Annotated in this window: 19 protein-coding genes; 4 read left to right on the forward strand and 15 right to left on the reverse strand. The window is 58.5% G+C overall.

Annotation, left to right across the window (positions count from 1 at the left end; all coding sequences use genetic code 11):
* Positions 1–21 precede the first annotated feature (21 nt).
* The gene (locus I6N98_RS11465; protein ID WP_232787318.1) at positions 22–1,143 is read right to left on the reverse strand and encodes an enoyl-CoA hydratase/isomerase family protein; all 1,122 of its coding nucleotides are present in this window, start codon (positions 1,141–1,143) and stop codon (positions 22–24) included.
* A gap of 191 nt (positions 1,144–1,334) precedes the next feature.
* Between I6N98_RS11465 and I6N98_RS11470 the strand changes: the two genes are divergently transcribed.
* Positions 1,335–3,137: an acyl-CoA dehydrogenase C-terminal domain-containing protein gene (locus I6N98_RS11470; RefSeq protein WP_198568501.1), complete on the forward strand. Its 1,803-nt coding sequence runs from the start codon at positions 1,335–1,337 to the stop codon at positions 3,135–3,137.
* A gap of 25 nt (positions 3,138–3,162) precedes the next feature.
* Here the strand turns inward: I6N98_RS11470 and I6N98_RS11475 are convergent, their stop codons facing one another.
* The 5 genes from I6N98_RS11475 to I6N98_RS11495 form a co-directional block, all read right to left on the reverse strand.
* The gene (locus I6N98_RS11475) at positions 3,163–3,555 is read right to left on the reverse strand and encodes a hypothetical protein (protein WP_198568502.1); all 393 of its coding nucleotides are present in this window, start codon (positions 3,553–3,555) and stop codon (positions 3,163–3,165) included.
* A gap of 127 nt (positions 3,556–3,682) precedes the next feature.
* Complete coding sequence (pgl, locus tag I6N98_RS11480) at positions 3,683–4,396, reverse strand: 6-phosphogluconolactonase (protein WP_198568503.1); 714 nt, start codon at positions 4,394–4,396, stop codon at positions 3,683–3,685.
* Entirely contained in the window at positions 4,393–5,862 is a 1,470-nt protein-coding gene (gene zwf / locus I6N98_RS11485; RefSeq protein WP_198568504.1) for a glucose-6-phosphate dehydrogenase, read from the reverse strand. Before zwf ends, pgl begins: the two co-directional genes overlap by 4 nt.
* A gap of 53 nt (positions 5,863–5,915) precedes the next feature.
* Positions 5,916–7,724 carry a phosphogluconate dehydratase gene (gene edd / locus I6N98_RS11490; protein WP_198568505.1) on the reverse strand — a complete coding sequence of 603 codons (1,809 nt, stop codon included), beginning with the start codon at positions 7,722–7,724 and terminating at the stop codon, positions 5,916–5,918.
* A 297-nt stretch (positions 7,725–8,021) separates the two neighbouring features.
* On the reverse strand, positions 8,022–9,431 hold the full coding sequence (locus I6N98_RS11495) for an aldehyde dehydrogenase family protein (RefSeq protein ID WP_198568506.1): 1,410 nt from the start codon (positions 9,429–9,431) through the stop codon (positions 8,022–8,024).
* Positions 9,432–9,694: 263 nt separating this feature from the next.
* On the opposite strand from I6N98_RS11495, the gene I6N98_RS11500 reads away from it, so the two are divergent.
* The gene (locus tag I6N98_RS11500; RefSeq protein WP_198568507.1) at positions 9,695–11,224 is read left to right on the forward strand and encodes an acetyl-CoA acetyltransferase; all 1,530 of its coding nucleotides are present in this window, start codon (positions 9,695–9,697) and stop codon (positions 11,222–11,224) included.
* Positions 11,225–11,227: 3 nt separating this feature from the next.
* On the opposite strand, the gene I6N98_RS18630 is transcribed toward I6N98_RS11500, so the two are convergent.
* From I6N98_RS18630 to I6N98_RS11510, 3 genes are all read right to left on the reverse strand, one after another.
* Positions 11,228–11,488, reverse strand: coding sequence for a response regulator (locus I6N98_RS18630; RefSeq protein WP_232787621.1), 261 nt, complete (start codon positions 11,486–11,488; stop codon positions 11,228–11,230).
* Positions 11,392–14,718, reverse strand: a complete 3,327-nt coding sequence (locus tag I6N98_RS11505) for a sensor histidine kinase (RefSeq protein WP_232787319.1) — start codon at positions 14,716–14,718, stop codon at positions 11,392–11,394. The genes I6N98_RS18630 and I6N98_RS11505 overlap by 97 nt, the downstream gene beginning before the upstream one ends.
* Positions 14,719–14,868: 150 nt before the next feature.
* A complete protein-coding gene (locus I6N98_RS11510) occupies positions 14,869–15,189 on the reverse strand; it encodes a hypothetical protein (protein ID WP_198568508.1) in 321 nt (106 codons plus the stop codon).
* Between the two features lie 178 nt (positions 15,190–15,367).
* On the opposite strand from I6N98_RS11510, the gene rapA reads away from it, so the two are divergent.
* The gene (rapA, locus tag I6N98_RS11515; RefSeq protein WP_198568509.1) at positions 15,368–18,196 is read left to right on the forward strand and encodes an RNA polymerase-associated protein RapA; all 2,829 of its coding nucleotides are present in this window, start codon (positions 15,368–15,370) and stop codon (positions 18,194–18,196) included.
* A gap of 18 nt (positions 18,197–18,214) precedes the next feature.
* Here the strand turns inward: rapA and I6N98_RS11520 are convergent, their stop codons facing one another.
* The 3 genes from I6N98_RS11520 to I6N98_RS11530 form a co-directional block, all read right to left on the reverse strand.
* The gene (locus tag I6N98_RS11520; protein WP_198568510.1) at positions 18,215–19,498 is read right to left on the reverse strand and encodes a PepSY-associated TM helix domain-containing protein; all 1,284 of its coding nucleotides are present in this window, start codon (positions 19,496–19,498) and stop codon (positions 18,215–18,217) included.
* Between the two features lie 175 nt (positions 19,499–19,673).
* Positions 19,674–20,165, reverse strand: coding sequence for an acetolactate synthase small subunit (gene ilvN, locus I6N98_RS11525; protein ID WP_198568511.1), 492 nt, complete (start codon positions 20,163–20,165; stop codon positions 19,674–19,676).
* Positions 20,165–21,910 (reverse strand): acetolactate synthase 3 large subunit, encoded by a 1,746-nt coding sequence (locus I6N98_RS11530; RefSeq protein WP_198568512.1) that lies wholly within the window; start codon positions 21,908–21,910, stop codon positions 20,165–20,167. Before I6N98_RS11530 ends, ilvN begins: the two co-directional genes overlap by 1 nt.
* A gap of 531 nt (positions 21,911–22,441) precedes the next feature.
* Between I6N98_RS11530 and I6N98_RS11535 the strand changes: the two genes are divergently transcribed.
* Positions 22,442–22,906: a DUF4124 domain-containing protein gene (locus I6N98_RS11535; protein ID WP_198568513.1), complete on the forward strand. Its 465-nt coding sequence runs from the start codon at positions 22,442–22,444 to the stop codon at positions 22,904–22,906.
* A 28-nt stretch (positions 22,907–22,934) separates the two neighbouring features.
* Here I6N98_RS11535 and I6N98_RS11540 read toward each other — a convergent pair whose 3' ends face one another.
* Genes I6N98_RS11540 through I6N98_RS11550 form a run of 3 tightly spaced genes read right to left on the reverse strand, consistent with a single transcriptional unit; the run spans position 22,935 to position 25,441 of the window.
* Positions 22,935–24,074: a HupE/UreJ family protein gene (locus I6N98_RS11540; protein WP_198568514.1), complete on the reverse strand. Its 1,140-nt coding sequence runs from the start codon at positions 24,072–24,074 to the stop codon at positions 22,935–22,937.
* A gap of 38 nt (positions 24,075–24,112) precedes the next feature.
* Positions 24,113–25,141: a tetratricopeptide repeat protein gene (locus tag I6N98_RS11545; protein ID WP_198568515.1), complete on the reverse strand. Its 1,029-nt coding sequence runs from the start codon at positions 25,139–25,141 to the stop codon at positions 24,113–24,115.
* Positions 25,142–25,201: 60 nt separating this feature from the next.
* Positions 25,202–25,441, reverse strand: coding sequence for a hypothetical protein (locus I6N98_RS11550; RefSeq protein WP_198568516.1), 240 nt, complete (start codon positions 25,439–25,441; stop codon positions 25,202–25,204).
* Positions 25,442–25,452 lie beyond the last annotated feature (11 nt).

The raw sequence follows: 25,452 nt of genomic DNA on the forward strand, positions 1-25,452 counted from the left end.
GAGACAGGACTGCTCCCTGACTTAAAGGATTTCATCCAGGGGGTGCTGCTCCCAGGGCGCCACAAACAGCGCCTGAATTTCCTGATCAGGCACCTCGCCAATACTGCGGTAGCACCAGTTGGGGGCCCGGTGTTTGTCGATCAATCGCGCCCTCACGCCCTCGGCAAATTCAGGATCTCGAAGCCGATTGGCGGCCAACACCAGCTCCAAGCGGAACACTTCCTTTAGCCCCAGTGCCTCGACGTTTTGCAGTTGCGCCACGATCAGCTTGGCACTGCTTGCCGCTCCCCTGCCCATACTCTCCAGCGCCGCACTTGCCCAAGGGCTGCGCTGCGCGCTGCGCTGTAACTGTCTGGCGATGGTTCCTGCATCCAGCGATGTACTGCTGTCGTCAATCCACGCCCGATGCATCTTAAGCTGGGCGGCATCCAAACAAATGCCGTGCTCGGCTTCCAGGTCGGTCAAATGGTCAGTCAAGCGCTCGCCATTTTCCTGCGGACAGTCGCCCCAGGGCAAACCAATGAGGCTTCTCAGGACCGCCCCGCGACTGTCGTCAGCCAGGCAGTAATCCGCCAGCCCGGCGTAGAGGGCATCGGCGGCGTCCAGGGGAGCCGCGGTGAGAGCGCTAAACAGACCGGTCTTGCCCGGCATTTGCGCTAGATACCAACTGGCACCAGCATTGGGCAGAAAGCCAATCGTAATTTCGGGCATGGACAGGCGGCTGCTCTCGGTGACGATGCGGTGACTGGCCCCGGCCATCAATCCGACCCCCGCGCCCATCACCAAACCATGCCCCCATACCACCACCGGTTTGGGAAAGGAGTGAATCAAATGAAAACAGGCGTATTCCCGGGCCAGGAAAGCCTCGGCCTCCACTGCGGCACCACCGGGGTTGGCCATAGCAGAGGCCAGCATCCGCCGGGCATCCGCGCCAGTGCAAAAGGCTCTGTGCCCGGCACCTTCCAAAAAAACCGCAACCGCTTCCGGATCGTCCCGCAACTGACAGAGATGCAGATACAGCATCTCCACCATCTCTGGCGTCAGCGCATTGAGCTGTTTGGGGAGATTCAGCGTTAACTGGGCCACGTAGCCCCCTGCCGGGGCCGGGTGACGCTGAAGGCACAATGAGAAATCTACCTGCATGACTGACGCGCTTCCCAAAACTGGCATTACAGCCCTCAGTATCCCCCTACACCTGCCTCGGCTCAAGTAAACCGCGACATCTGCCGCATTGGCTCACGCGTCATCGTCGATTTCTTGGCTGGGCCAATTCGCCGCTGTGCGGAATTCTCTATGCTCCATCTTGCTTATTCAAAGCCCAGGGACCGAATACCATGACTCAATACACTGCACCGCGCCGCGATATCGACTTTGTTACCAACGAGCTGTTGGATTACGCCGGCCACTACCGCAGCTTGCCCTGCGGAGAAGACGCCACCCCGGATATGGTGGATGCCATCATCGGCGAAGCCGCAAAGTTTGCCGAAGAGGTGCTCTCGCCCTTAAACCAGAGCGGCGACCAACAGGGTTGCACATGGCAAGACGGCGAGGTCACCACTCCCGATGGCTTTAAAGAAGCCTACAAAATGTGGGTGGAAGGGGGTTGGCAGGGTTTGTCACACCCCGCTGAGTACGGCGGCCAAGGTTTGCCCATGTCGCTGGGCCTGATTAAGTCCGAGCTGGTGGGCACTGCCAACTGGGCCTGGGGCATGTACCCCGGCCTGAGCCTCGGCGCCATGAACACCCTCTACGTGCACGGCGACGAGGAGCAGAAACAGACTTACCTGGGCAAACTGTGCAGCGGCGAATGGACCGGCACCATGTGCCTGACCGAGGCCCACTGCGGCAGCGACCTGGGCCAGATGAAAACCCGCGCCGAGTTGCAGGACGACGGCAGCTATCGCCTTAACGGCACCAAGATCTTTATCTCTGCTGGCGAGCACGATCTCACCGACAACATCGTCCACATCGTATTGGCCAGAACCCCCGATGCCCCCGAGGGCACCAAAGGTATCTCGCTGTTTATTGTGCCCAAGTTCCTGCCGGGCGAGGACGGCGAAATCGGCTCCCGCAATGGCGTAAGCTGCGGCAGCATCGAACACAAGATGGGGATCCACGCCAACGCGACCTGCGTCATTAACTTCGACAATGCCACCGGCTACATGCTGGGTGAGAAGAACGAAGGCCTGGCGGCGATGTTCACCTTTATGAATACCGCCCGAGTGGGCACCGCCATCCAAGGTTTGGCAGCTTCCGAGCTGGCCTACCAAAATGCCTGGCCTTACGCCATGGAGCGCTACTCCATGCGGGCGCTGTCTGGCACCAAGAACCGCGATAAAGCGGGCGATGCCATTATCCACCACGCCGATGTACGGCGCATGCTGCTTACCGCCCGGGCCTTTGCCGAGGGCGGTCGGGCGATGATCTACGACGCCGCCATCTACGCCGACCACATGCTGTTTGCGCCCACTGAGGCCGAGCGCGACGCCGCGGAAAACGAACTGGGCTTTTTAACCCCGATTCTCAAGGCCTTTCTCACAGAGACGGGTCTGGAATCCGCCAGCAACGCCATGCAGGTATTTGGCGGTCACGGTTACATTGCCGAGCACGGTATGGAACAGATCTACCGGGATGCGCGGATCGCCACCATGTACGAAGGCACCACCGGCATTCAGGCACTGGATTTGATCGGCCGCAAGGTGGTGCTGGACGGCTTTAAACTCTACGCCGCCTTCAGCAAAAAACTGTACGCCCAGGGGCTTCGCTCACTGTTTAAAGGTAAGCGCCGCGGCTATGGCGCCTCACTGCTGTGCTATACCTTGGGCTGGAACTGGAAAACCGTGAAGATGCTGGCCCGTGCCTCCCGCAACCGGGACGCCGTTAGCGCGGCTTCCTACGATTTCTTGATGATTAGCGGTTACCTGTCCATGGCCTACTACTGGTCGCGGATGGCGGAAGTCGCCGCCGAAGCACTGGAGAAAAACCCCAGCGACAGCGACTTCTATCGCGCCAAGCTGGAAACGGCGGATTTCTACTTCCGCCGTTTGTTGCCCCGGACCCGAGGCCATGCCAGCGCCATGGACAGCAGTACCGATAGCGTGATGGGTATGCCGCCAGAGCGCTTTCCGCTGCGCTAATACGTAGTTTTAATACGCCATAGTATTAATAGGAAATACGGGAGATGTGGTAGGACCACTCGTCGGACATGTTACAGGGGTTGGCCACTTCCTCTGTGCGTCCCGGTCCTACCGCAAAGGCCTGCACGGTCATTACCGCTTCCCGCTCCAGGTTTTCGCGAAAATAGGTAAACACACCGCTAACCCGGGTGGGACAGTGGTTCTTCACTACAAAGCGGGTAGAAACCTTATCGTGCTTATACCAAGGACAGCCTGAACGGTTGGCATGGGCGGGCAGTGTTTCCACATCCCACTCAAGACACTCCACCGCGCCCTCTTCCACGATGATATCTTCGTTGGCATATGCGGCGCTCAGGGTAAAAGCCATTGCCATCGAGATTGAGGCAAGGGTTGAGGCCATTAACAAAACGTTTTTCATTATCGCTGCTCCTCCATTGCGCCACAGTTGGCCGCAATGTCGTCTACAGCTTTAGAGACTATCCACAAAGATAGCGAGATGGGCAGTGGTAATTACCCTGATACAGGTGTTAGCGTCCCGGCTGGCCCTAAGGAGACCAATACACCGACACCGGAGTCTGAGATTGCCGCAATACCGCACGCACTGGCATTTCCCGCGCGTCTGGACCCGACAAGGCCTGGCGGTAGACCGCCAGCTTCTCATCACCGGTGATCAATAGCACAATGTGGCGACAGGCCAGTATCGCCGCCACTGACAAGGTCATGCGCTCGGTATGCGGCCCGGTCACCTCACTTTGCTGAGCGGTGATGGCAACACAGCGATCTGCCCCTGCGGCCAGTCCACTGTCCAGGCCGCTGGCATGGGGGAACAAGGACGCAGTATGACCGTCCAGCCCCATACCTAGCACACATAGATCGGGCTGCAGTGGCAAAGCGCCATAGCGGGCCAGACACTCCGGTAAACCCAGCACCGCCGTCGCTGCAGAGGTCTTCATGGCAACAAACTTGGCTGCCGCAGCCCCCTCAATCAGTAGATTCTCACGGATAAACTGTTCGTTGCTGGCGGGGTGATCGGCATCGACCCAGCGCTCGTCTACCAGGGCCACAGTGACCTTACTCCAGTCCAGTGGCCGGGATGCCAGCGCCCGATATACCGGCTTGGGAGTGCTGCCGCCCGAAACCAACAGGCAGGCCTCACCGCGATCGGCTATCGCCTTTTCCAGCACCGCCGCCAGCTCATCTGACAGCGCGGTCACCAGGCATTCCCGGTCTTGATAAAATTGTTCCCGGACCGCACTCATTGGTGCTCACCCGAGTTGTACCAGCGAAAGCCATCCTCCGCCAACAATTCATCGGATTCTGGAGGCCCCCAGGTCCCGGCTCGATAAAGATGGGGAGACTGATCAGCGGCCTGCCAGGCTTCAATAATGGGGTCGATCCAAGCCCAGGCGTGCTCCACCTCATCGCGGTGAATAAACAGGCTGTGGTTGGCTGCCACAACGTCTAGAATCAAACGTTTGTAGGCGTCACTTTTAACCCGGCTAGCCGACTCCGAAAAATTGAGGTTTAACGTTGCCGGCTGTAACTCCATATCCAGGGTATTAAGGTCCTTGGACATCATCACCAGCTGGATACTCTCGTCCGGTTGCAGGCGGATAATCAAACGGTTTGGCGTCAGCGGCCCGGCCTCCGCGCCGTAGACTCGGTGTGACACACACTTGTACTGAATAACGATTTCCGCGCTGCGCTGCTTCATTCGCTTGCCGGTGCGCAAATAAAATGGCACTCGCGCCCAGCGCCAGTTATCAATATAGGCCCGCAGCGCCACAAAGGTCTCGGTGTGGCTGCCCGCCTGCTCCAGTTCCTCGAGATAGCCCGCTACCAGTTTGCCATCCTGATTGCCCGCCACATACTGCCCCCGCACTGTATTGGCGGCCACGTCGCCACCCGACATGGGGCGCAGCGCCTCCAATACTTTGACCTTCTCGGCGCGAATGCTATTGGCGCGCATTTTATGGGGCGATTCCATCGCCACCAGACACAACAATTGCAGCAGGTGGTTTTGTACCATATCTCGCAGCGCACCAGCCTCGTTATAAAATCCGGCTCGCCCTTCCAAACCGACGGTTTCGGAGATACTGATCTGCACATGATCAATGGATTTGGCATCCCAAAGATGCTCGAATATCACGTTGGTAAACCGCAGCGCCATCAGATTCTGGACGGTCTCTTTACCCAGATAGTGGTCAATGCGGTAGATGGCCGACTCATCAAAATATTGGGCGATTTCATCGTTGATCGCCTGGGCCGAGGCGGCGTCGTAACCCAGCGGTTTTTCCACCACAACGCGGCTTTGCGGGCTGATCAGCCCGCTTTCATTGAGCCGCTGACAACAGGCGCCGAAGATGGTGGGTGGAATCGCCAAGTAATAAACCCGCACCCGCTCCGCCTCGCTATTTATCAATGCGGCAAGCTCTGTCCAGTGTGTACCGGGAGCGCTGATATCCACCTCCATTGGCATAATGCAAGTGCCGAAGTCCAGCGCGACGTCCTGATCGTACTCGGCGCCTGAGAGGTGGGTTTGCAGTCCTGCCAGTGCCTGTTGATGGTAGCTGCCGACGTCTTTTGGGTTGCGGCAGCACGGCACAATCCTGGAGCCCTGGGGCAATTTGTCCTCGCGAAATGCCCGATACAAGGCCGGTAGTATTTTTCTAAATGCCAGGTCTCCGGCACCGCCGAAGATCACAATATCAAATGGCTCGGACATACAATTTAACCCTTAGTCTCGTTTCGCTGCCGGTTTACCAATCGATATCTGCGCTAGCTGCCCAGTACCGATGCGCCCTCTTCTGCACTGTTCACCAGCTGACGAAAACCTGCAAACAGTTCTCGTCCCATCCCCGACTGGTGGCCGCCGGCATAGTTGGCCACCGGCCGATCCAGCACCGACTCGTCTTCTATCCGCAGCACCCCTTCGGGCGCATTGAGCTCAATCATGTCGCCATCGCGGAGCTTAGCGATGGGGCCGCCGTCCAACGCCTCCGGTGTCAGATGAATCGCCGCGGGAACTTTGCCGGATGCCCCGGACATCCGGCCATCGGTGACTAACGCCACCTTAAAGCCGCGATCCTGAAGCACACCAAGCACCGGCGTCAGCTTGTGCAGCTCCGGCATGCCGTTGGCTTTAGGCCCCTGGAAGCGCACCACCGCTATAAAATCCCGATCCAGCTCACCGGCATCAAAACGCGCCTTAACCTCATTTTGGTCTTCAAAAATCACCGCCGGCGCTCGCACCACGCGGTGCTCGGGCTTGACTGCAGAGGTCTTGATCACGGCCCGGCCCAGATTGCCAGTTAAAAGGTTGAGGCCGCCATGGGCACTGAAAGGCGCCGCTTTAGCTGCCAATACCTCAGGGTCCAGGCTTTTATCCGGCCCCGGCCGCCAATCGATGTCGCGTCCCTCAAGAAAGGGTTCCTCACAGTAGCGCGCCAGGCCACCCTCACCGGCTACCGTCGCCACGTCATCGTGGAGCAGCCCGGCATCGAGCAATTCACGGATTAGCAGCGCCATGCCGCCGGCGGCTTGGAAGTGATTCACATCGGCAGAGCCGTTGGGATAGATTCGGCACAACAATGGCACCACTTCTGACAGTTCCGCCATATCCTGCCAGTTAATGATCACTCCAGCGGCCCGGGCAATGGCAATCAGATGAATGGTGTGGTTGGTGGAGCCGCCAGTAGCCAGCAGGCCGACAATGCCATTGATAATGCTTTTTTCGTTGATCATCTCCCCCATCGGCAGAAAATCTCCAGACAAGGGGGATATGGCGTTAAGCCGCGCCACCGCGGCCTCGGTCAAGGCCTCACGCAGCGGTGTACCGGGGTTAACGAAGGAGCTACCGGGCAACTGCAGGCCCATGATCTCCATCAGCATCTGATTACTGTTGGCCGTACCGTAAAACGTACAGGTGCCGGGGCTGTGATAGGACTGGCTCTCTGCCTCCAGCAACTCTTTGCGGCCCACTTTACCCTCGGCATACAGCTGGCGGATGCGGCCTTTCTCGGCATTGGGCAAGCCCGACTCCATGGGCCCCGCCGGCACAAATACACAGGGAAGATGCCCAAAGGCCAGGGCGCCAATGGCCAAGCCCGGCACGATTTTGTCGCACACTCCCAGGCACAACATGCCATCGAACATATCGTGGGACAGCGCTACCGCCGTCGCCATAGCGATAGTGTCGCGACTGAACAAGGATAATTCCATCCCCTCGCGGCCCTGGGTGACACCATCACACATGGCGGGTACGCCGCCGGCAAACTGCGCCACGGCGCCCAATTGCCGAGCTGCCCGCTTGATCTGGTCTGGGTAGCCTTTGAAAGGCTGATGAGCCGAGAGCATGTCATTATAGGCCGAGACAATGGCAAAATTAGCGGCCCTGTCCACCGCCAGGGTGGCTTTTTCATCGGCATCAGAGGCGGCAAAACCGTGGGCCAGATTGCCGCAGGAAAGATGGCTGCGAGACACCCCCGGTCGGTGGGCACCGCGAATTTTCTCCAAATAGGCCTGTCGAGTGGTTTCGCTGCGTGCCACCACGCGGGCGGTCACTTCCTCCAGTTTGGCGTGTGTCACCACTGTCCCCCTCTCGAAATCGATGAAATGCGCCGCGAGCACGCCGGCTTGCCTCTTACGCTATCACTTTCTGACAGCGCTCACATCGGCCGTGTATGGATACCTAAGACGCCTCAACTTTCTTGCATAATTTGAAGCAATTAGCATACCCGCCCGCTAAAAGCCCCATGACAGGGGCCGCTGGGTGGAGAGACGAATGCACTGAAAACTCGGGGCGACGATGCGCCCCGAGATCGGGAGGGAGAGCCTGAACCGGGGTCCTGAGCGGTGACGAGAGGGCCGAGGGCCCCGCATGGCTTAGACTTTGGGGATAAAGATCGTTTTTGGCTGGGTGAACTCCATCAGTCCATCGCGGCCGTTTTCTACACCAATACCAGAGTGTTTGTGCCCACCCAGAGGGGTGTTGGGCGTGGTTTGCAGGTTTTGATTAATCCACACAGTACCGGTATCAAGGCGCTTGGCCACGGCCATGGCCTTGTCGATATCGGAGGACCACACTGCGCCGGCAAGGCCGTACTCGCTGTTGTTGGCCCGTTCGATGACCTCATCCACATCACTGTAGCGCAGCAGAGGAAGCAAGGGACCAAAGGCCTCTTCCACCACGACCGGATCGTCCTCGGGGGGATTGTCTACCAAGGTCAGTGGCAAAAAGTAACCACGGTCTGGCACGGGACCGCCTTCCAGTAGAGTCAGCCCTCTGTCTTTGGCGCCAGCCATCATCGCTTTGACCCGCTCAAACTGTGGCTTGTTCTGGAGGGGGCCGAAGATACTGTCGGCCTCGGCGCCGTTACCCACCTTCATCACCTGAGCCAAGCCGTGCAGTTTTTCTTTCAGTTCATCGTAAATGCTGTCGTGGATATAGAGCCGCTTGGTTGCCACACACACCTGCGCGGTGTTGAAGAAGGCACCCATAAACAACTTCTGCGCTACCTCATCAACATTGACATCTGGCAGCACGATACAGGCGTCGTTACCGCCCAGCTCCAGGGTGATACGCTTCAGGTCCTTGGCGGCTGCCTCCATGATGCGCTTGCCGGTTGCGGTGGACCCAGTGAAGGAAATTTTGGCAAAGCCTGGGTGAGCGGTCATCATTGGCCCCAGCTCGTCTCCGCCGGAGATCACGTTGAGGACACCCTCGGGCAACACCTTGTTGAGGATCTGGCCAACGCGAAGACTGGTCAGCGGCGTATAGGGCGAGGGCTTAAGGACCATGGTATTGCCGGCCAACAGCGCGTGAGACATCTTCCAAGAGGCCAACAGCACCGGAAAATTCCACGGCACAATGCCACACACTACTCCGATGGGCTCTCTGTGCACTTCTACCCGGCGCTCATCGGTGTCTTCTACCACCTCGGCTGGCATGGAAAATTGTGCCATCCCCTTAAACCACATACCGGCGCCGAGAATTTCCTCTTTGGCCAGGGTCAGAGGACGACCCTGCTCGGCGGTGAACAGCTCGGTCAGCTCTTCGGCATTGGCCAGAATCGCGTCACCCGCTTTCAGCATCAACGCGGCGCGCTCTTCATAGGGGACAGCCCGCCACTTCGGAAAGGCCTGCTGTGCCGCCGCCACTGCTGCGTCTAGATCGGCCTGGGTGGCTCTGGGCGCCTGGGCAAAGACATCGCCCGTGGCGGGATTGACCACGTCCATCATTTGCTCGGCCTGGTGCGCGCGACCATTGATTGTCATGGAGAATGTTTGGGCCATGGATTTACCTCAGTTGAAGTGGTTTTCGATTATTTGTGCTTGAGTCTATGTATTGGTCGACTGTTCACGTTATAGGCTGTCTTCGACCTTCGATCATCCTACAATTGTAGTAAGGCACTCCCCAGCCGTAACTGGCGGCGCGCGTCATCTGTTGTCGATAGCCACGGGCTATTTTAGTTAACTATTCAATTAAATAACAATATCCACTACACTTCGCGCTGCATTATTGCCCCGAATTAGCCCCTTTGGGAGACCATAACACCATGAATTCAAGCACCTCCAGCACCCCGGAAACCACTCCTGTTATTGCTGCGATTGGCGAATACACCGACCGCCCCGCCGAGCCGGCTCATGCCCTGGAGCCCGCGGCATCAATGGCCCGAGCCCTGGAGGCGGCCAATGCTGATGGCGGCGGCAAGCTGCTGGAGCAGATCGACACTATCGACCTGATCGCCTTGATCAGTTGGCCCTACGAAAATCCCGTGGGCCGAGTCTGTGAAATGCTCAATATCAGCCCCGCCTGCCAGCGCAACACCAGTTACGGGGGGGAAACGCCACTGCGACTTATCCACGAAGCCGCACTGGCGATCACTCGGGGCGAAATCAAGGCGGCGGCCGTCATTGGCGGCGAATCCATGAACGCCGTCGGCAAGGCGATGAAAGCTAAGACGCCCCTGGACTGGACACCACCGGCCCCCAAGGACAAGGCCTATCGCTTTGCCAACGATCGCATCGACCTCAGCCAGGTGGTCCGCAATATTGGCGTACGGGACCCGTCTCACCTCTATCCGCTCTACGAAACCGCGTTACAGGGCCGGCGGGGGCAGAACCCGGTACAGGCCAATCAGCAATCCGCTGAACTCTGGGCCGAGTTTGCCGATGTCGCTGCCGACAACCCCTATGCCTGGCTGCGCCACCGCCCCTCAGCCGAGGACATCGGCACCGTGACCGAGAGCAACCGCATTATTTCCTGGCCCTATCCCAAGTTGATGGTGGCCAACCCCTCGGTCAACCAGTCTGCCACGGTAATAGTCACCAGCTTGGCAACGGCGCGGGCCGCCGGGGTGCCTGAAGAACAGTTGATCTATCTCCACGGCGGAGCTGCCGCAGCCGAAGCTGACAATTTCTTATACCGTGACCGCTACGATCGCAGTACCGCGCAGGCGGCGGTGCTGAACAAAGCGGTGGAGATAGCTGGTGGCGATGCCAAGCGCTTCCGACACATGGAGCTCTACAGCTGCTTTCCCGTGGTGCCTAAAATGGCCCAGGAGGTGCTTGGTAACCCCGACATCAAGCCCACCGTCGCCGGCGGCCTCACCTTCTTTGGCGGCCCCCTCAACAACTATATGAGCCATGCGACTTGCGCCATGGTGCGCGCCCTGCGCGCTGAGCCCGGCGAACTGGGCCTGCTCTACGGTCAGGGCGGGTTTGTCACCAAGCACCACACGCTGGTGCTCAGCACACGCCCCGGGACATCCCCATTGGATGAGGACTACTCGGTCCAAGCTCAAACCGACGCTGCAGCGGCACCGCTGCCCGAGGTCAACACTGATTACCAGGGGCCGGCAATCGTCGAGGCTTACACGATCCAGTTTGAGCGCGACGGCAGCCCCAGCCAGGGCATCGTGGTATTGCGCAGCCCAGATAACTCGCAAAGAACCTTCGCCCGGGTAGAAGCCAGTGACAGTGCCAGCCTGAACACCCTGCTGAATGAGGACCGCTCAGCCATTGGTGTGGAGGGCTCAGTGAGTTTAGGGGCCGACGGCCTACCGACTTGGACCGTAAAAGAATAAGCCCTAGGCTGATTGCAGCCACAATTTGCGAATCAGGCCTCTCAAGGCGGCGGGTTTAACAGGCTTGGGTAAAAAGCGATAGCCCAGATTCTGAACCCGCTGCCGCAGCTCATCGCCATTGTCGGCACTGATCACCACCGCCGGAAGAGGTTTACCCCAGTGGTAAGTCAAGGCTTGAAGCACGTCCAGTCCGGTCTCACCATTGTCCAGGTGGTAATCAACCAGCACCACATCCGGTGCTGGCCGCTCCTTCCAACGGGACAGCGCATCCCCGAGAGATGCGGCGGAAACCACATCGCATTGCCATTCCCCCAGCAAGGCCAGCGCATACCCGCTCGAATCGCCGCCTCGTTGTCGATGCAAAGCACCCGCATACCGGCGAGATCAGATTGCAGCGGATCGTCATTTTCAGCTAATGGCTTCACTGCCGCTGGTACCACTGGCACAGTGACGCTGAACACGCTGCCGGCCCCCAACGTAGAGGCCACAGACACCTCGTGACCCAACAAACTGCCAATACGCTGAACGATAGACAGCCCCAGGCCCAAACCATTCTCGCCGCCCTCTTCAGCAGCGCTGCTGCCCCGCTCAAATTCGGCAAAGATGCGCTCCCGATCCTTTTCTGCGATACCGGGGCCGTTGTCCCACACCTGAATCTGCAACACCGAGCCTCGCCGCCGGCAGCCCAGCACTACCTTGCCCTGCCGGGTATAGCGAAGCACATTGCCAAGCAGGTTTTGCAGAATCCGCCGCAGTAGCTGGGGGTCACTGTTCACCCACAGCGAACAGGGTACTAAGCGCAGCACCACATCGCTGCGATCCACCTCGGCCTGAAACTCCTTAACCACGGCCTGCAAGAGTGGCTGCAATGCAAAGTTCTCGCGATTGACCTGCATTTTGCCGGAGTCCAGCCGGGCAATTTCACGCAGTGACGTGATCAAACTCTCCGCGCCGGAAAGCGCGTTGTCGATATGACTGACATCGCTGGCTAAGGGGCTGTCTGCCACCCGGCTCGCTAGTGCCGCGGTAAAGAGTCTCGCCGCGTTGATAGGCTGCAAAAGGTCGTGGCTGGCGGTGGCGAGAAAGCGGCTCTTGCTGTTGTACACCAGCTGCAGTTCACGCTCTATCTTTGCCCTTGCCCGATTCTCTTCTTCCAGAGATTGATTCGCTGCCGCCAGGCTTGCAGTGCGCTCGGCAACCCGCTCTTCCAACTGCGCCTTGGCGTTTTCCAGTTCATCCAACATCTGCCGCATATCAGATATATCGGTGTAGGTTGTGACGTAGCCGCCGCGGGCAAGAGGAATGCCGCAGATCTCGATGACCCGACCATTGGGCAGGGCCCGCTCCAGCCGATAGGGCATAGCGTCCTGTAATAACTTAAGCCGTTTATCGATGGCTGCGTCCACATCGTTAGAGGCATCCTGCAGATAACCTCGCTCAGCGTTGTATTGGTATATCCGCGCTATCGGGCAGCCGACATACAACAGGCGCTCTGGAAAATCGAACAACTCGCTGTAGCGCTGATTCCAGGCCACCAAGTTGAGCTCTGCATCCACCACGCTAATACCCTGGGGAACCGTTTCCAAAGTCACTTGCAGTAAGTCGTGACTGAATTGGATATCCCGGGAAGTGTTGCCCAGCAGACCAACAAACTCTTCCAATTGCAGGGGTTTTTTGCGACGCAGCAGTTCTATGGTGCGGTGAGCCGAGACCGCGCCGACGATGGATGCCAATGCCTCCTCCGCTTCTTTTACTGCAAACCGAGGCATCAGATCGTTATACAGCAAACGGTGGCCCAGGCGGCGCTCAAACCGTTGCCACAAGCTGTGCAGGCGACTTTCCCCCAGCAGGGGCTCCAATAAGCGCCGCAGTTGCCAGGCCTCCACGTTGACCGTTTCCAGATCTCCGCGGCGGGCCGCATGTTGCCAGTTTAACTGGGTGAATCTTCGCGCCTGGCGCAAATCGATGGCACGGAAGCGACTTGCGGAGCTAAACAGGATCAAGGCCAGAGTGTTGGCAGACAGACTCCAAAATACGCCGTGACTCAAGGAGTCAGCAAAGGAAAGGCCAAACAACTGTTCCGGAGCAAGCCAGGACAGCCCAAAGGGCCCGTCAATCAACAAGTGGTGCCCATCGGGCAACAGTGCCGGCAACAACAAACAGTAAAACCACAGCGCTCCGCCGATGGTCAGCCCGGCCAGAACACCCCGGGCGTGGGCACGTCGCCAATAGACCGCCGCCACCACAGCGGGCATCAATTGGGCAGCGGCGGCAAATGACAGCAGCCCCAAAGACGCCAAACCGCCCTGGCCGGTGAGCTGCCGCTCCAGCAACCAGCCAGTCAGCAGGACCGCGAGAATGGCACCTCGCCGCACCCGTTGCAGCCAGGCGGCGTTGATACTGTTTTCCCGCCGAAAACGCTGCCACAGCGGCACCATCCACTCATTACACACCATGATCGACAGGGTCAGACAGGCGACGATCACCATGCCGGTGGCCGCCGACAGACCACCCAACACGGCAATCACCGCCAGCGGCTCAAGACCAGATTGCGCCGGCAGCGAGACCACAAACATGTCTGCGTTAGACAGTTGCTGGGGGAACACACTCTGACCCAGCATGGTGATTGGAACAATGAAGGCGCAGAACAGCAGTAGATACAGAGGAAACAGCCAACGTGCCATTCGCAGCCCGCGGCGGTTGTGATGTTCCACGTTCATCACGTGAAATTGCCGCGGCAAACACACGATCGCCGCCGCCGCCAACACCATTTGTGTGATAAAACTGACGGGCTCAGGCGCCTCCAGTAATCTGCCCATCTCGATGGCCAGCCCCTGCTGACTGCGCGCCCAAAGGGCCCACAAGGCAAATCCCCCCACCAAGACAAAGGCCATGAGTTTTATCACCGACTCCACCGCAATGGCCGACATCAAGCCTTTGTTGCGATGGCGCTCCTCTGCAACCCGTGTACCAAAAGCGATGGTGAATACCACCAGTATCAAGGCGGCAAAAAAGCTGCTGTAGCCCTGACTGGACTCGACCGGCTCCCCCCACATGGCCTGGGCGCTCATCCAGGCCTGGGCAATTGCCTTGAGTTGCAGAGCGATATAGGGAAGTGTGCCAATTACGGCGAGTGCAGTGACCAGGGCGGCCAGCAATTGGCTCTTGCCAAAGCGGGAGCCGATAAAATCGGCAATGGAGGTCACCCGGTTGCGGGCGACGACCACCGACAAGCGTCGCAAAAATGGCCAGGCCAGCACGAATACGGCAATGGGGCCGGCGTAAATCGCAATGTAGGACCAGCCCTCATTGGCCGCCCGTCCCACCGCACCAAAGAAGGTCCAGGAGCTGCAATATACCGCCAAGGACAAACTGAAAATCAACGGCTGCCAGGGCGACCATGCGCCGCGACGACGATCGCCCCACCAGGCTATCGCAAACAATAGCCCGACGTAGATAAATGCGATCAATACCAGCCACTGTGAAGTGGGCATTGCCGACCCCAAACGCTAAACCGGCGGTCAGTTTAGCTCAGTCTCACCCCCACCGCATGCGACCTTGGTCGAAGGCCGCTTTCCCTCCTTACTCACAGCTTGCACAGGCAGGGAAATCGAGCAAGACGCTCGACTTCAGTGTGCTTGGCCTCAGGCTTCCCGGTCTAACTGCCAAGCACAGGCCGAGGCCCGGCTGTACTGTTGTTGTACCGCTTTGTTCACCTGCAATTGCTTTTTCTCTGCCCGGCGAAACACCCCCACAGTGAAGCAAATACCGCCAAATATCAGCACATGTGCGCCCCACACGTAATGGAAGTGAAAGACAGACAGAAACGCCAGAGAAAACACCATACTCCACATCCATGCCAGAACCTGCATGACGTAGTGTTGCGAAGCGAGGTCCAGATGCCTCAGTGGGTTCTTGCGGGAGTCCATGACTACGTTGTAGCTCTCTACAATAAATCGCTGCATTGCTCTTCTCTCCACACTGGGTGTTTAAAAACGTTACGCTTGCTATCGCCGCGCAGATCAATGGCTAATTTGCAGCATGGGCGGGTTTGTCATGTTAAGGAGCCTTGTATTGAGCTAAGATGCGCACCTTACGACGCCCTTACCACTCCGCGCACAGAGAGTTTGTGTTTTAGTCGCTATGTCGAACACCTACATTCCCGGCCAACGCTGGATCAGCAATCCCGAGCCCGACCTGGGCCTCGGCATCATTCTCGAAGCTAAAAACCGCCGCGTACAAATTGCCTTCCCGGCCGCCGAAGAAGAGCGCACCTACGCCGCTGACTCCGCGCCCCTGTCGCGGGTACAGTTTCAGGTAGGCGACGAAATTGACGTCCCCGACCAACCAGCTCTCACAGTCCGCAGTATCGAAGAACACGGCGGCTGTCTGGTGTACATGGCCGAGTCGGCAGCGGGCGAGCAGCATCCGGTCCCAGAGCAAATCCTGAGCAGTGTTATCAGCCTGCACACCGCCAAAGAGCGCCTTCTCGCTGGGCAGCTGGACCATCACCGGCGCTACGCACTGCGTGTGGCGTCTCTGGAGTCTCACAACCGTGCTGTCGCCAGTGAGCACTTCGGCCTGATTGGCCCCCGTGTACAGCTCCTGCCCCACCAGTTTTATATTGCCGAACAGGCCTGTAAGCGAGAACACCCCCGGCTGCTGTTGGCGGACGAAGTGGGCCTGGGTAAAACCATCGAAGCAGGCTTGATTCTGCATCGTCTGACCCTGCAAGAACGGGTACAACGCGCCTTGATTGTGGTGCCTGACAGTCTGGTCCACCAATGGCTGGTAGAGATGCGCCGGCGCTTCAACCTGCATTTTTCAGTCTTTGACGAAGAGCGCTGCGCCGAATTGGAAGTGGACGGGGACAACCCCTTTGTCACCACCCAGTTACTGATCTGCCCGCTCAGTTGGCTGTTAGATGAAGACCGCCGTCGCAAACAGTTGCTGGACGCCGGCTGGGATATGCTGATTGTCGATGAGGCCCACCACTATCACTGGCAGGAAGACGGCGAACCCGACCCCGCCTATGGTTTTCTTGAGTCTCTGTGCGAAGCCATCAACAGCGTCTTACTGCTTACCGCCACCCCCGAGAATACCGGTATCGAAGGCCACTTTGCCCGCCTGCGCTTGCTGGATCCCGCCCGCTATCCCAGTCTCCAGCAGTTTCGGGATGAACAACAGGATTATGCCGCGATCAGTGAGCTGATCAGCGAATTACAACAGCTCGAAGGTGCGCCCTCCTCGTCACTTGAGAAATCGCTGCAAGCCTACCTCGACGATGACACTGTCAATGAGCTGCGCAGTGGCGATGAGAGCGCCAAACAGAGTGCCATCAACGCCCTGCTGGATCGCTTTGGCACTGGGCGCAACTTGTTCCGTAACAGCCGCCACTCGGTGGGCGGTTTTCCGCAACGGCAGCTCCACGAACACCCGCTGGATACCCCTGCCCAGTACCGTCTGCTGTCAACGGAGCTGGACGCCGATCAGCTACTGATGCCGGAAACGGTACTGGGTGAGGATTGGCTGGCCGAAGACCCCCGCGTGGAGTGGCTGGAAAAATGGCTGCTGCAAAATAGTGACGAAAAAGTCCTGCTGATTTGTCATCACGCCGACACCGCCCGGGACCTGGAACTCTACCTGCGCCTGCGGCGGGGTTTTGCCAGCAGTGTATTCCACGAGGAAATGACCCTGCTGGAGCGGGACCGAGCCGCCGCCTACTTTGCCGACTGGGAAGACGGCGCACAGATTCTGCTTTGTTCGGAAATCGGCAGCGAAGGTCGCAACTTCCAGTTTGCCCAGCACCTGGTTCTGTTTGACCTGCCGCTGGACGCCGATTTGCTGGAACAGCGTATCGGCCGCCTGGACCGCATCGGTCAAGACGGCGACGTCAACATCCACGTTCCCTACTATACCGGTACTGCCATGGCGGGCATGCTGGCCTGGTACCGGGACGCACTGGGTTTATTCAATGCGCCCTGCCCGGTCGCGTCCGCGGTGGTTCAGCAATTTCGCTCGTCACTGCTGGATACCCTAAAGAATCCTGAAGGCGATGGTTTTGCCAGCTTACTGGACGCTGCCCGAGAGCAGACCCAGGCCCTGGAGCAATCCCTGAGGGACGGCCGCAATCAACTGCTGGAGCTCAACTCCTGTCGACCGGAAGCCGCTGAGCAAATCGCCGAATTAACCACGCCCTCCCAGGCTGACACACTTCCCGATTACCTGGAGATGCTGGCCGACCAGCTGGGGCTGGACCACGAGGACCACAGCGAGGCCGCGATTATTTTACGCCCCGGCGAGCACATGGTGGGCGACCTGCTCCGACACCTACCCGAAGAGGGCATTACCGGCACCTTTGATCGCCAACGCGCCCTCAGCCGGGAGGATATGGCCTTTTTCACCTGGGAGCACCCACTGGTGCGGGAAGCCCTGGAGCTGATTCTCAGCAGCGATTTCGGCAGTGCGTCAATTTGCACCATGCAGGTTAAAGGCCTGCCCGCCGGTACCCTATTGCTGGAGGCCTTTTTCAATCCCTCGACCCAGGCACCGGCGAGCCTGCAGTTACAGCGCTACGTACCGGGCCAATCCCTGCGTCTGCTGATCGACAACAAGGGTCGGGATATCGCCGCCAAAGTCCCCCACGCCAAGCTCAACCCACTTTGCCATCACGTTAAAAAGAAGATGGTACCGCCGCTGATGCGGGAGGTTCGGGCTCCCCTGGCAAAAATGGTGAAAATGGCGGAGCAGCTGGCCGCAGAGAGGCTCGACGAGTGGCGGCAGCGGGCTAGCGAAAACCTGGAGGCTGAACGCTCCCTGGAGCGGCAGCGACTGGCAGCCCTGGTGGAACGCAATCCCGCCGTCGACGATGAGGCCCTGGCAGAGTTTGATCGTTATAGCGAATTGGGGCGCGATGCCTTGGCCAGGCTACAGCTGGATATGGTGGCACTGCGCCTGGCTATCGTCAGTTAAACCCGGCAGCCAAGCGATTTAGCCAAGTTCGCCCGAAGCAGAGCTTCCGCCAGGGCGAGCCGCTGAACTGAGTGCAGACCGGGACGCCGTTATGCGTCTGGCGCGGCGCTTGCGCCACCAGATCACAATGCCGGTGACACTCAGCATCGCCACCACAAGCCCCATCACCGAGATCAGAATACGCCCCGGAAGACCGAGAATACGCCCCGAGTGCATGGGAAATTGCGCCTGTACAAACAGGTCCGCCGCCGTGCCCTGCCAAGGCAGCCAGTCACCCAAGACTTCACCGCTACTGGCATCCAGATACACCGCCTTGTGACCCACGCCGCCGCTGCCGTGGCCCTCTTCGGCCGAGAAAAACTCCAGGCGGTACACATCGTACTCCCGGGCGTGCCACAAACTATTCACCGGCTGATTCCAGCCCCGCTCCAGGCCAGCTTGCCGGGCCAGCGCAATAGCCCGCTCAAAGCCGTAATCCGCTTCAATGGGTGCATGGTGACCAGAGGGTGTACGGCTGTCGATTGGCGTCGGTGTGACTTCGGACACACTGCTCATGAGTGGATAAAACACTTCCCGGTAGAGGTTTAGAGAAAAACCGGTAAAGGCGATAACGAATAATAGCCCCCAGGTCCACAAGCCAAAGGCCCGGTGCAGATCAAAATTCAACTTGTGACTGCCACCCCGCCAGCGCACTTTCCAGGCAGGCTGCCAACGCCGCCAAAAGCTGCCGCTATCTCGCTTGCTGCGGCGACGACGACGGGGCAAGGTTAGGTAAAAGCCGATAAAACAGTCCAGGGTCCAGGTCAGTGCCACAATGCCCAGTAACCAAATACCCCAGTGATCAATCCCCGCCACCTCGGGAATATGTAAACTGAAGTGAAGTTTGTAGAGGAAGGAAATAAAGTTTTCTGTTGTGATGGGCCACACTGCCCCCCACTCACGGGTGCCCAGTACCTCGCCGCTAACCGGGTCGACATAGACTTGATTGAAGCCGGGCTGGTAGAGCTTTCCGGTATCCGGGTTCACCCGTGGACTTACCCAGTAGTAATAGCTGTGGCCAGGTTCATGGGCCATTTCATAGTAAGTTACCTGAACCTCGGGATAGCGCCGCTCCACCTCTCGGGCCAGCTCGGTGGCGCTGCGAGGCGTGCCCTCGCCGGTCGCCGATAGCAGGTGCGGGTTCAGCCACTCATCCAGTTCATGGTCCCAGGAAATTACCGCGCCAGTGAGGCCGGTGACAATAAGAAAGCCGGCGATCGCAAGACCAAAGTAACGATGAAGAAGAGTGAAAAACGCGCGCATAAAGGGAAAACCGGACGGCCACAAAGTCAGTGCGACTTCTGTAAAAGTGAGCGTGAATTATGTCGTCACAGCCTCTCTAACGCAAGTGCTTCTCATTTATATTATTCTTTACTACGGCTTCGATACCCATAAAAAAAGGGCCAACCAGGCCCTTTATCGAGATAGAGCGGCACCGCTATAGGTTAAGTACCTTCTCGCCCCGGGCAATGCCGGATACACCGCTGCGCACCACTTCCATAATAGCGGCATCGCCCACCGCCTCAAGGAAGGAGTCCAGCTTATCCGCTGCCCCGGTCACCTGAATGGTGTAAACGCTGGGGCCGACATCGACAATCTGACCGCGAAAGATGTCAGTGCAACGCTTGATCTCGGCGCGCTGGGCACCGGTCGCACGGACCTTCACCAGCATCAACTCCCTTTCGATGTGGGCACCTTCCGAGAGATCCACCAGCTTCACCACGTCCACCAGGCGATTGAGATGCTTGGTAATCTGCTCAATCTTGTGGTCGTCGCCGACCGTGGTCAACGTCAGACGCGACAGAGTCGGATCTTCCGTGGGCGCCACATTGAGAGTCTCAATGTTGTAGCCACGCTGAGAGAAAAGCCCCACAACCCGCGACAGCGCACCTGGTTCGTTCTCCATCAATACTGAAATAATTCTCCGCATCAGGTCCGCTCCGTCTTGCTCAGCCACATATCCCGCATGCTGCCGTTGGGGGCAATTTGCATCGGGTACACATGCTCGTGGGGGTCCACGTGAATATCCATAAACACCAACTCATCCTTGCGGGCAAAGGCCTCTTTCATCGCCTCTTCCAGGTCGGACAACTGGGTTACCTTGATACCGACGTGGTGGTAGGCCTCGGTGAGTTTGATGAAGTCCGGCAGTGAGTTCTCGTAGACACTTTGTGAATAGCGCCCCTCGTACTGCATGTCCTGCCACTGTTTGACCATGCCCAGGTAACCGTTGTAAAGATTGAGGATCTTCACCGGAATGTTGTATTGGGAGCAGGTCGACAGCTCCTGAATGTTCATCTGGATACTGCCCTCACCGGTCACACAGGCCACATCGGCATCCGGGAAGGCCAGTTTGACCCCCATGGCGGCAGGCAGACCAAAGCCCATGGTGCCGAGGCCACCGGAGTTGATCCACTGGCGGGGTTTGTCGTACTTGTAATACTGGGCAGCAAACATCTGGTGCTGGCCAACGTCAGAGGTCACATAGGCCTCACCGCGGGTAACTTTGTAGAGGGTCTCGATAACCTGCTGAGGTTTAATCAGCCCCGAGCTGGTGTCGTAACGGGGCGCCGTCCACAAACCGTGGGCATCCCGCCACTCGTCGATTTGGCTCCACCAGTGGCTCAGTGCATCCTGATCCGGCAACCCCGGCTCTTGGGCCTGCAGCTCCTTAAGCACCGCAATCAAATCGGTCAGTACCGTATCTACCGGCCCCACGATGGGCACATCGGCACCGACGGTTTTGGAAATAGACGCCGGGTCGATATCGACGTGAATGATCTTGGCACCGGGGCAGAATTTGCTGGTGGTATTGGTGACACGGTCGTCAAAGCGAGCGCCCACCGCCAGGATCACGTCGCTGTGGTGCATGGCGTTATTGGCCTCGTAGAAGCCGTGCATCCCCAACATCCCTAGGAACTGGCGGTCGCTGCCGGGATAGGCACCCAGCCCCATCAGGGTATTGGTGACCGGGAAGTTGAGCATCTTCGCCAACTCCGTGAGCTGCTCTGAGGCGTTGCCCTGCACCACACCACCGCCGGAGTAGATCACCGGACGCTTAGCTGCCAACAGCAGGCTGGCCGCTTTTTTGATCTGGCCGCTGTGCCCCCGGCTCGCCGGCGTATAGGAGCGCATCTTGACCTTTTTGGGGTAGTTGTACTCGTACTTGTCGTGGGGGTTGGTCAAATCCTTAGGCAGATCAATCACCACCGGGCCGGGACGGCCAGTGCTGGCAATATAAAACGCTTTTTTGATGACTTCGGGGATATCCTCGGTCCGGGTGACCTGAAAACTGTGTTTAACGATCGGCCGGGAGATACCCAGCATATCGGTTTCCTGGAAGGCATCTTCGCCCACCAGATGGCTCATCACCTGGCCGGACAACACCACCATGGGGATGGAGTCCATGTAAGCGGTTGCAATACCAGTAATGGCATTGGTGGCACCGGGGCCGGACGTCACCAGCACCACACCGGGCTTGCCGGTAGCGCGGGCGTAACCGTCCGCGGCGTGGGTGGCCGCCTGCTCGTGGCGCACCAGAATGTGCGGCACGTCACAGGAGTATAGGGCATCGTAAATATGCAGAACTGCGCCGCCGGGGTAGCCGAAGATAAACTCGACCCCTTCGTCTTCCAGGGCGCGGGCGATCATTTCGCCGCCAGATAACAACTCCACTTAATCATCCTCGTTTCAATCTGAAAACCAATAAACCCGAAGCCGCCTTCCGGGAGCATGCCGGGGCTGGTCGGGCGCAAACTATTTACTTGCGAGCGTTGGATGTCTAAAACACATTACCACCGGAATCCCTTGCGGCCATTCCGGGCGAAACGCCAAAATGCTGCTAAAGCAGCGTTTTCTAGGCTTCGCCGGATAACGCGAAGCGGGCAATCTCGCAACACAGGTCGTGTGTTTGCAGAGTGAATGGAACTACGTGTGTAGCAGCGCGACAGGATTAGCCGTGCTCTGTATAAGGCCGCAGGGTAAGCAGCGCGGAAAACAGCCATCTCGCCCCTACTGGGACGACCCCATATTTTTTAGTTTTGGCGCTGTAAAGTCAATACATACAGCTCCTAACTCGGAGGTTTTTCTTTAAAAAACCACGGTTTGTCGTCATTCGAGGGCGATAAGCGTTTCTCAGATGTGGCAACAATCTGCCATAATCCAGATATTATTATTTATTCAGCTGTTGACTCGCCCATGCCGATAATGAAAACAACACTGTCCTGCCTCGCTATCGCCTCGACATTGATCCTGTTCGCCGGCTCCGCCGTCGCCGCCAAAGACGGCTACTACCGATGGCAAGATGATGAGGGGGAATACCATTTCACTCAGCAACCCCCATTGGGGCGCAGCTACGAGTTCGTTGAATCCCGCAGTGGCACCTCGTTTTCCCGGCAAAGCGACGACAACGACGGCGCAACAGAAGCCGATGAGCAAGGCGGTGAAAGCAGTACGGAACCGACCAACCCGCAGCCGGCCAAGATGGAAGTATTACCGCCCAAGGACCCGGCCATTTGCGCTCAGGCCAAGTCCAACCTCCAGTCCATGCAAAACAATGCGGCGCGGATTCGCATGACCGATGAAAACGGTAATACCCGCTTCCTGACTCCGGAAGAAAAAGAAGAGCAGAAAGCCCGAGCTCAAGAAGCGATTCGCATCCACTGCAACTGATTGGTCGCTGAACGCTGCGACAGCGACCTCAAACCCTCAACCAGGCCCAATACAAGCCCACCACCGCAATAGCGGTGGAGGTCATCGGTGACGCGATATTGAAGAAGGTCCGGTAATTGCGCAGCGCGTAGAGTATCGGCACCAGCACAGCGACCAACAACAACTGGGCCAGCTCTATCCCCACATTGAAGCTCAGTAGGGCGACAGCCTTGCCGGCAGTCGCGTCCAGCAGGCCAGCCAACATGCCGGCAAATCCCAAGCCGTGAATCAAGCCGAAACCAAAGGCCAGAGCCATTTGATAATGGTAGTGCAGAGGCGACAGTGCCAGTAGCGCGGCGGCGGTTACCGACAGCGCGATAGCGACCTCCACCGGCGCCGAGGGCAGGGAGACGTAGCCCAAGGTCGCCAGGGCCAGAGTCACGCTGTGGGCCGCGGTAAACATGGTCACGATCCACACTGTTTCTCGAACGACCGTCGACAAACGACGCTCCCCGGATTGCTCCCGCAGCACAGGCAACAGCAGCGCCAGCAAAAACAACAAATGGTCGTAGCCGGTCACCAGGTGAATCACACCTTGAACGAAAAAGGCCTTGGCAGTGCTCCAGTAGCCCATTTCAGCCCAGCTCACCCTATTGGATTGGGGCGACAGCACGCCAAAATGCGCTTCACCACCGTCGCGCTGCAAGCGGTACAGCCCTCGGTGCAGTGGGTCCTGCTTGAATAACAGGTCATAGCTCAAGCTCAAATCGCCGCCCTGCGTTAGACACGGCGACTCGATCTGCCACGCACTGTAGGGACCGTCGCTATGGCGGCTAATACCCGCCAGCGTAGCGGCAACATTACACGGCGATTGCCCCAGGCGCAGGGAGATACCACCCGTGATAGCCGTTGCCAAACGACCTTCGGCAGCGAGGAGCTCCCCCCAGATCACTCGGCCGTCGCCATTGTGATCCAGGGGCGCGCCCCCTACCCCATCCAATCTCAACAGGTCCTCTATGGCCAGGTCGAGCCGCACACTGTGATCAGTGAGATAGAGAAAGCTGTCGCTGACTTTATGGGCCTGGACCAGGCCAGGTGTGAGCAAAAGCAGGCCAACAAGCAATAGCGCTTTGATATTTGTCCATATGGCTTTCCCCACCGGGCTCATGGCTGTTTCCCTATAGCTCATGGACGTTTCCCTATAGCTCAAGGCTGTTTCCCTGTAGCTCATGGCTGTTCTCCACTAGCGCGCTCGGCGGCCAGCAGCAGCTGGCGATCGGGCCATTCGCGCTGGCTCTGCCAATTGTCACGGGCGACTTGCAGCGCTTCAGCCGGGCGATCCGCCACGTACAACAGGTACTCCGCGAGGGTGCGTTTGTGCAGCACCTCTCCGCGCCACTTGGCCTCGTCAAAGCGTTGTTGGAGCTGGGCGGCAAGCTCTTGGCCCCGATTTTGGCGCGCCAATGCCCGAGCACGGCACACTACCAAGGTGTCGAGATCGTTGCGGCCTTGGGTAAGGGTCAATACAGCGTCGGTGGCGTTATCCTGATTGAGCAGGTTATTGCAGAGACGACCAGTGGCGTAGCGATCCCCTGGTCGCAAACGCATGGCGAGCCGCCATAATTGCGCAGCCTGGGCATCGTCGCCCGCCCGCTCGGCGATATCAGCGGCTGTGGTGAGCGCCCAGTGCCTGGCTTGACTGTCCTGGCTCAGAAGGGCCTGTGCCATAGCCTGCTTTATCGCTGTCAGCGCCCCATCGGCAGCGCCGCCCACGGCATCGAGATGGGCACGGCAACTCACCGCGTAAAGGTCGTCCCGAAGCGCAGCCAGCTGTCCGCAGTAACGGCGTGCCGATTGGTAATTGCCCCTAACCAGCTCGCCATTGAATGCAAGCAGCAGTGCCTGATGGCGCCATTCAGAAGTCTTTAACGCGCGTTTCAGGTCCACCATCGCGTCGTCGAACTGGTGCAGGCTTTGCCGCAGGCGAGCGCGGTATATGTAAAAACGGCCGTCCCTGGCCGCCGGTCCGAGTGAATCGAGAAGACGCTGCACATCACCGAGCAGTCGCGGATTGCCCTGCTCATCGAAGCGCTTCAGAAGCGCTTCAACCCTGTCCAAAGGGGCCTGGGCTGTCGTAGAGCGCGCCTTAAGCGCGGCTGTGCCAGCGGGGAGCTGATAAACGATGACGTCACCGCCATTGGGCACCACGATCTCCGGCGCCGCTGCAAGAGCCGAAGCGCTCCAGGCCAGTGTCACAGATACTGCCCAGAGCGCGCTACGCGACTTGAGTACAGCGCGAAGGGAATCCAGCATTGGCTAGTTGAGCTGATCGTCGAAGCCTGGATCATCGTCGACGATATCCAGATCATTCACGGTGATGGGCTCATCATTGGGGCCTTGACCGAACACTTGAGAGACCAGTGCACCAAAGCCCACGGGCCCTTCGTCACCACCGCCGTTCATGCCCCCCTTGCGGTTGTTGTCATCGTCGTCAAAACACCCGCCAAGAGCGAGTGCGCCGCATAACGCGGCGGCTATCTTTAATGTGGTCTGCATGGCATCCCCCT

Origin of the sequence: Spongiibacter nanhainus (genome assembly GCF_016132545.1) — a bacterium.
GTDB lineage: Bacteria > Pseudomonadota > Gammaproteobacteria > Pseudomonadales > Spongiibacteraceae > Spongiibacter > Spongiibacter nanhainus.